This is a genomic window from Verrucomicrobiota bacterium, assembly GCA_016871535.1.
Lineage (GTDB): Bacteria > Verrucomicrobiota > Verrucomicrobiia > Limisphaerales > SIBE01 > VHCZ01.
Genome location: VHCZ01000283.1, coordinates 1 through 7,743, shown reverse-complemented (window position 1 = coordinate 7,743; position 7,743 = coordinate 1). Strand labels below are relative to the sequence as shown.

At 59.4% G+C, this 7,743-nt stretch carries 6 protein-coding genes; all 6 read left to right on the top strand.

Annotation, left to right across the window (positions count from 1 at the left end; genetic code table 11):
* Positions 1-474 precede the first annotated feature (474 nt).
* The 6 genes from FJ398_23870 (at position 475) to FJ398_23845 (ending at position 7,405) form a co-directional block, all read left to right on the top strand.
* Entirely contained in the window at positions 475-3,840 is a 3,366-nt protein-coding gene (locus FJ398_23870) for a hypothetical protein (GenBank protein ID MBM3840935.1), read from the top strand.
* Positions 3,841-3,862: 22 nt separating this feature from the next.
* Complete coding sequence (locus tag FJ398_23865) at positions 3,863-4,402, top strand: hypothetical protein (protein MBM3840934.1); 540 nt, start codon at positions 3,863-3,865, stop codon at positions 4,400-4,402.
* A 174-nt stretch (positions 4,403-4,576) separates the two neighbouring features.
* Entirely contained in the window at positions 4,577-5,383 is an 807-nt protein-coding gene (locus tag FJ398_23860) for a DUF4058 family protein (protein MBM3840933.1), read from the top strand.
* Between the two features lie 41 nt (positions 5,384-5,424).
* Positions 5,425-5,913 (top strand): Uma2 family endonuclease, encoded by a 489-nt coding sequence (locus FJ398_23855; protein ID MBM3840932.1) that lies wholly within the window; start codon positions 5,425-5,427, stop codon positions 5,911-5,913.
* Positions 5,910-6,506 (top strand): thiamine pyrophosphate-binding protein, encoded by a 597-nt coding sequence (locus FJ398_23850; protein ID MBM3840931.1) that lies wholly within the window; start codon positions 5,910-5,912, stop codon positions 6,504-6,506. The genes FJ398_23855 and FJ398_23850 overlap by 4 nt, the downstream gene beginning before the upstream one ends.
* Before the next feature lie 50 nt (positions 6,507-6,556).
* On the top strand, positions 6,557-7,405 hold the full coding sequence (locus FJ398_23845; protein MBM3840930.1) for a prepilin-type N-terminal cleavage/methylation domain-containing protein: 849 nt from the start codon (positions 6,557-6,559) through the stop codon (positions 7,403-7,405).
* The last annotated feature ends 338 nt before the right edge of the window (positions 7,406-7,743 follow it).

The window sequence follows — 7,743 nt, the reverse complement described above, 5'->3', positions numbered from 1 at the left end:
AACGGTTTGGCCGATGCCGCTGCCGGCGCCGGTTACGATGGCCACTTTTGGCATGGAGCGACGGTTCCAGAGACGAGATCGCTGTCAAGCTCACGCTCACCGCGTGGGCGCATCTCCGAATGCGGGCGCTGAGACTGGCCGAACCGCCCGCGTAGCGCAGATTTTCAATCTGCCGTATCGCGGAATTGCATTCCGCAGGGCACCGGCAAGTCCTGGCGCTTTGGAATTGGCCCGGCCGCCGCCGATTCCAAATCGGCGATACGGCAGACTTCAAGTCTGCGCTACGATCCGTTACGGAGTGTCCTTATTCGGAGATGCGCCCTCTGTTTCATTCTGCTTCGTTCCGCCACTTGCGTCGTTCTGGATTCCGTGATTGTATCCGGCGAGCCGAATGATCTCGACCGGAGCGACACGCAGCTAATCTAGACAACCGGATCAAGCCGACACGGGTCGTCGGTTCGGCACTACTCTTTTATGCTCAAGAAAACTCTCCTTGTTGGCCTCTTCATCAACGCCCTTGCTGCTGACGGCCTCGCCGCCACCGTGACGTTGCAGTCCGTCGCGGACACTTCTTTGTTCGAGACGAATCCCGATAGCAACCTTGGTGCGAGCGATCTGGCTGCGGGCACGACCGCCAAGAATCTCAAGAGCCGGGCGTTGATCCGGTTCGATCTGGCTGGAGAAGTGCCTGCCAATGCCACGGTCACTTCCGTCACGATGACCCTCCGAGTCACCAAAGCCCCACCGGGTGCGGTCGCGTCCACATTCGGGCTTCATCGAGTTCTCCAGGACTGGGGTGAAGGCACAAAGACAGGGATCGTTGGTGATCCAGCCTCGGCGGGAGAAGCAACCTGGAACGCACGCCGGTTTCCGGCGACGTTGTGGAGCGCTCCTGGCGCAGCCGCGCCGGCGGATTACGTCGCCAAGGCCAGCGGTTCCAGCCTGGTCGCGGGTCTGGGAAACTTTACATTTGCCTCAACTCCGGATTTGGTGGCGGATGTCCAAGCTTGGTTGGCTGATCCCGGCTCGAATTTCGGTTGGATGCTCATTAGCCAGGCCGAAGCCACGGCGCAAACGGCCCGCCGCTTCGGCTCCAGCGAGGACCCGGCGACCGCGCCAAGCTTGACGATCGGATTTACAATGCCGGCTCAGGCCACGCCGCCGGCGATCACCGGCCAACCTCAGAGTCAGACTGTCGCAACCGGCGCGTCGGCAAGCTTCACGGTCACGGCCACGGGCACTGCGCCGTTGAGCTATCAATGGAAGTTTAATAATTCGGATGTAGCCGGCGCGACCAGTCCGACGCTTACGTTGAGCAACGTGCAGGCGGCCAATGCAGGAAGCTACACCGTGGTCGTCAGCAATGCGGGCGGTTCCGTGACGAGTTCATCGGCCACCTTGACGGTGACGCGCCCGTCCGCGCCGCCCTCGATCACGCAGCAACCCCAGGCCCAAACCGTCGATGCCGGAGCGAACGTCACTTTCACCGTCGTGGCCACGGGCGATGCGCCGTTGAGCTATCAGTGGAAATTCAACGGCGTCGATATTCCCGGCGCGACCACACCGGTGCTCTCGTTGAGCAGCGTGCAAGCCTCGAACGCAGGGAGCTATTCGGCGACCGTGAGCAACCCGGCGGGTTCGGTGACGAGCGCGGCGGCGTTGTTGTCCGTCCGCAGTCTGCCTCCGCCCTCGCGCAACCGCTGGACGATCATGATCTACGGTCACGCGGATCATAACTTGTCCGGCAGTCTGATCGTGGACATGCAGGAAATGGAAGCGGCCGGCAGCGGACCGGACTTCAACGTCGTTCTGCAGGCCGATTTCGACGCGACTTCGGAGCGAAATGCCGCCGCGGGATTGCCCGCCGATCTCGCCAAAGGGGTCAGCCGCTTCCTGATCCAGAAAGACAGTGATCCGAACGCGATCACGACGGTTCCAGTCGAACGCCTCGCCGAGTTGAATTTGGACGATCCCGCCGTTCTGACCCAGTTCATCACCTGGGCGGCGCAGAAATATCCGGCGGACCGCTACGGCCTGGTGATGTGGAATCATGGCGGACAATGGCAAGGATTCGGCGGTGATTCTCAGGATGGCACGTTGCAAGACAAAGGCATTCTCTCCACGGCTCAGATTCGCCAGGCCGTGAGCGCCGCGATGCAAACGGCCGGAATCACCAAATGGGAATTCGTTGCGTTCGACACGTGCTTGATGGGCGGAGCGGAAGTGTTGACGGATTTCGTGCCGTTGACCGACGTTTTCATCGCTTGCCCGGAGATCGATTACGGCGACGGCTGGGATTACGAGGCAGCGTTCAACTTTTTGAAAGCCAACCCGGCCGCCAGCGCGCTGGATTTCGGGCGGGCGGAGGTGAAGGCCTGGGAAGCGCACCACATGCAGCCAGGCAAAGACTCGGATTTAGCGCTGGCCGCTCATGGGCTTTACGATCTGACCAAATACGCGGCGTTCGAGGAGAAGTTCAACGCCTTCTCGTCGCTACTCCAACAGAGCGCGACGCCCCAGAACCTGGCGCTTCCTCGGCTGAGACTCGATACCACGCAATACTCGCTCTCCGGCGTGAAAGACATCGGCAAACCCACGGACTATATCGACCTCGGTGAACTGGCGGATCGACTCGTAGCCGACGCCACGACGGGCGCGGCCTTGAAGGCGGCTGCCACCAGCCTCGTCGCCAGCATCGATAGCATGGTCGTCGCCTTGGTGCGCGGCGCGAAAAAGCAGCAGACGCACGGGTTGTCTGCGTATTATCCGGTGGAAGGGGCGAAGGACAACCCGGCCTATCTGGCCCTGGCGATTTCATCCAAGCCAGGCTCCACCTGGTCGAAATTCCTGGCCAAAGTGACGGAGAACAAAACGGGCGACACCGTCGCTCCTGACATCGCGGCTGCGGACGTTGGCCCCGCGGGCTTGGCACAACCTGGCAACTCCCAAAGGCCCTTCTCCGCTTCCCTCGCGCAACCTGCGAGCCTGCGTGTGAAAGTGGTCGATGGCGCGGATTCTTACGCGATCTTTGCCTCGATTGTGGACAATCATTTCACGACCAAGACCAACGAATACGTGTATCTCGGCGAGGTGCTCTATGCCCCAGTCCAAGGCGTCGGCACTTACAACATCCAATGGAACGGCGCGCTTCCCATGCTCAGCAACACCGCCGGGACAAACGCGGTCGTCCTGGGCGGTTTCTTCGAGGATGTAGGCAGCGACATTCTCGTCAGCTTCGCCGAATACACACCGCCCGGCTCGGCGGAGACTCAATTCGTGGCGTTGCTCACGCAAATCAGCGGGAATAAGGGGGAAGTGATCGAAGTCCTCGACGCAGAAGTCGAGGACCTGGCGCCGCAAGGGGTCGATGTTGAACCGGGAGGCAAACTGACGCCCGTTTATTACCTGGAACGCCGCCAGGGCGACGACCCCGACAAGTGGGAGAGCGACGATGTTCTGGGCAAAGCAAGCATCGTGATTCCGCAGAATGGGATCGATGGGCTCGTGGTCAACATGGCTCAGCTTCCTCCCGGGATTTACACGATGGAAGTGCAGGTCGTGGATGTGTTCGAGAACGAAAGCGAAGTGCTCGAATACCTGATTTCGGTCGGCCAACCGCTGGCCGCGCCGAGGATCACGGTCCAGGCCGTGGCGGAAAACAGAATCAAGATCACCTGGCCTGTGTCCGCCAGCGATTACACCCTCGAGACAAACACCGCCCTGTCCACCACAGGGTGGACCGCGATTCCAGCGGCTCAGATCACTTCCGAAGGCGGCAACCGAACTTTCACCGACGCCGCTGCCGGACCGACACGGTTCTATCGGTTGAGGAAAAACTAGACAACGGCTTCGCCATGCCCTGATGCCCCAAGCCCGGCTGATCCTGGATGAATTGAAGAGGCTGAACGTGACGCACGTTCTTTCCGTGCCGGACAATTCCTCGAAAGCTCTGCTGAACTTGCTTTGGGCTGACCAAACGATTGAAGTCGTCCTCGTGACGCGGGAAGGCGAAGCCTTCGCCATCGCGGCCGGGCTCTGGACGGGCGGCAAGATTCCAGTCGTCCTCATTCAAAACACCGGCCTGCTCGAAACCGGCGACGCGCTCCGCGGCACGGCGATCCGCATGCGGGTGCCGCTGCTTTGCCTGGTCACGTATCGCGGCTACGCGAAGCTGGCGGCCAGCGGCTTGAAAGTGTCGCCCAAAGTTCTGAGCGCCGATCTGCTCAGTCAGGCCGGCCTGGATTCGGCGGCGGTCCTCACCGAACCCACCTTGAAAGCGTGGGGTGTTCCGTTCGACTTTCTCCATGAGGACTCCGACGTGCCGAGGATTTCAGAAGCCTTTCGCAAAGCGCAGAGCCTCGGCCAACCGGTGGCCTTGTTGATCACGCGGGACACGACCTGAACTCCCGACGCGGCAAATCCGAACTTCGAGTTTTCAAAATCCGAAACATTGCTTCATTGCTTTTGACGGCTGGTTTGCCTGGCGCTAACGTCGATTCATGACGGGCCGCCAAGCTGAATCGCCGTTCGCCGAGCCACTGTCCATCACGGCTTTGGCCTGAATCCCTCAAATCTCATGGCTTCTCCGTTCCCAGGCATGGATCCGTATCTCGAAGGAGAAATGTGGCAGGAGTTTCATGCAACTTTCGCGCACGCGATTCGCGCCCAACTGGTCCCATTGCTGCCGCCAAAATACGCCGCGCTGCTGGCCAAACGCCACGTTTTGCAGAGCGCTGACCTTGGAATCTTCGGTTGGGATTCATCGCGCGTTATCTATCCGGATGTGCACGTGGTGGATGCTCCTGAACCGGACATGCTTCGCGAGAGCTCTACGGAAAGAACGATCACTGCGCCCGCTGTGGATCTGCCCAGCCCTTTGCTGGAGGAGGTGCCGCTGCTCAGCGTGGAGATTCGAGATGTGGCGCATCGGCGTCTCGTGACTCTGATTGAGATTCTTTCGCCGGCGAACAAACGTGGTGACGGCGCGCGCGAGTATAACCAGCGCCGTCTGGAAATTCTGCGGACTCAAACGCATTTGTTGGAGATCGATTTGTTGCGACAGGGCGAACGGATCGCGCTGCAAGGCCAGTTACCGCCCGCACCCTACTTTATTTTCTTAAGCCGGACGAACCGCCGCCCTCGCACGGAAGTCTGGCCGGTGGCGTTGAGCGATCGGTTGCCTACGGTGCCCGTGCCGTTGCTGCGTCCCGATCCGGATGTGCCGCTGGATTTGCAGGCCGGGGTGAAGGCTTGCTTTGATTTGGTTGGCTACGAGCGGTTGCTCGACTACGCCGCGCAACCGCCACCTCCGCCGTTGAATGACTCAGAGAACCGCTGGCTCAGAGAGTGTTTGAAGAGGGCTGGCGTCTGTGATTCGGATTGACGGTCGATTCCGCGGTTGGGAATTTTGCGATCAAGATGAAGATGAAATGGTCCGACGTCTGCGCTGATCCATCCCTGCACGATTTGCCGTACAAGATTGAGTTGAACGGCCGAGGCCAAATTCTCATGAGTCCTCACAAACCAATTCACAGCGGATTTCAGGGCGCGATTCAAAGATTGCTCTATGAGCTCAAACCGGATGGTTACATCCTGCCGGAAGTCGCGGTGGACACCGATGACGGCACGAAAACGCTGGAGGTCGCGTGGGTCGCGCCGCAGACCTACGAAAGCGAGATTACGAAAGATGCCTTCGAGCGTGCCCCTGAGATTTGCATTGAAGTCGTTTCCTCCAGCAACACGATGGCCGAGATGGAGCAGAAGAAGAATCTGTATCTGAAGCGGGGCGCTGTAGAGGTATGGATTTGCCAGGCCGACGGCAGGATGATTTTTTTCGATGCTACAGGCCAGTTGGAAGCTTCAAGGCTTTGCCCTGAATTTCCTCGAAAGGTGAGCGACCGCATCAAGAGGTGATCTTCCTGACCAAGCGCCAGTTCCTGGAGCCCCTGGCCCGGCTGCGCACAGACCAGGTCGTCGTGACGACGATGGGCACGGTGCGGCCGTGGGCGCAGTTCTCGAATCATCCCCTCGATTTTGCCTCCGCGGACAGCGCCATGGGCCATGCCGCGGATTTCGCTCTGGGGATTGCATTGGCGCAACCGCAGCGCCAGGTGATTTGCCTCAACGGCGACGGCTCCATGCTCATGACGCTGGGATCGCTGGTCACCATCGTCAACACCGGGGCCAGGAACCTGATTCTGTTCGTTGTCCAAAACGATGCCTATGAGATCACCGGGAACCAGCCGATCCCCGGCGCGCGGTCGGTGGATTTCTCCGGTCTCGCGCGGTCGGCCGGTTTCCCGCGCGTGTCCGCCTTCGACGACGCTCAGGCCTACGAACGCGCCTTGCCGGAAATCCTGCGAACTCCCGGCCCGGTGTTTGTGAACGCACGGGTTGACCCTGGCGACGAAGGCCCTTTGAGCCGGCGCCCGGAAGAATCCGCGCCTTACTTGCGCTGTTCGCTGGCTGAATCGGTGAGAGGATTGAGACGCGCTCTGAGCCTGTGATAGGATGAGGGAGGTTGAACCAGCCTGCGCGAAAAGCTATACTGGGATTCATGAACACCAGACCCACTCTCAAGCTAGCTCCGACACAATCGTTGCGACCCGGATTCACCCTGATCGAACTGCTCGTCGTTATCGCCATCATTGCCATTCTGGCGGCCATGCTGCTTCCGGCCCTCGCGAAAGCGAAGTCAGCCAGTCACGCTGCTGGCTGCCTGAACAATCTCCGGCAATTCGCCATCGCCAACACGATTTACGCGACGGATCATGAGGACCAAAGCGTTCCTTTGATTGAACTGCGGAGGGACGGGAGCACGCAGATTTGGATGGGCAACCAATCCTTCCGCGATCTTATTGGCTACAGCAAAAACGCCAATTCCAACGTGCAGACGCCAACCGAATACCGGTGTCCGGGTGACACCGCCATTTTCCGCCCTGCCCTTTATGCCTACGCCAACAACCCCAAGCTTTCCGACAAGGAGAACCGCGGCACGCTCACCAGTTACAGCTATAATTTCGAGGACTGGTATCCATCCGATGGAAGGAGCTGGGCGCTGGCCAGCAAAGATCACGCGGGCCACAAGCTGAGTCTCGTTCAAGAGCCCGCCCAAAAGCTTATCTTCCACGACGGCCATGACTGGTGGTCGCAGTGGAAGGGCGCCGATTACACCAAAGGCTGGGACCGCTTGCGCCAGAAAGGCAGCGTGCAAGCTTACAAGGATGCCGGCACCGGCGGGCCCACGCTTTACCGCCACAACGAAGGCGCCGCGGTGGCTTTTTACGACGGACACGGCGAGCGGTTGCGCAAGCAAAAGGTCTGGATCGCAGCCCATTACCACAGCCGACCCAAGCAGCCCGGAATGTGGGTCGCGCGGCTGGAAACCTGGAATTCCTACAAATAGCCAAATCGCAGCAGCCGACGTAAGCCGATGTAAAGAGGCTCAATTTTTCAGCTTCTTCTGATTGCTGAGGAAATCAGAGCCTCGTTACCTCGGCTGCTACAGCCAAAGGGTATTTTCAAACACGCTCTCCAATAATTAATTAGCTACACAGAAGCGCATCAATAAAGCTACATAGCGATAATTAAAGAAATGGCTCCAATAGGCCTTGGATTTTTTCCGGGTGCCGCTGGATATCCTTCAAAGTGGTGAACAGACTGGCACACAACTCGGCAGGGGTGGCGAAGTAACGATTGTGCGTTCCTTCCTTGCGAGTGTAGTGCCAGAGCCGTTTTTGGGCA